Here is a 247-nt window from a genome sequence, read left to right on the forward strand (position 1 = left end):
GCAACCTGCCCTTAAGACTGGGATACCACTTGGAAACAGGTGCTAATACCGGATAAAAACACAAGCTGCATGGCGAGTGTTTAAAAGGCGGCGCAAGCTGTCGCTAAAGGATGGGCCCGCGGTGCATTAGCTAGTTGGTAAGGTAACGGCTTACCAAGGCGACGATGCATAGCCGAGTTGAGAGACTGATCGGCCACATTGGGACTGAGACACGGCCCAAACTCCTACGGGAGGCAGCAGTAGGGAA

The 247-nt window shown here is 53.8% G+C and carries 1 rRNA gene; it reads left to right on the plus strand.

From position 1 onward, the window contains the following. Positions 1-247, plus strand: a 16S ribosomal RNA gene (locus KI210_RS08645); the annotation flags it as partial.

It is taken from the genome of Lactobacillus corticis, from assembly GCF_018327645.1.
GTDB classification, from domain to species: Bacteria; Bacillota; Bacilli; order Lactobacillales; family Lactobacillaceae; genus Lactobacillus; species Lactobacillus corticis.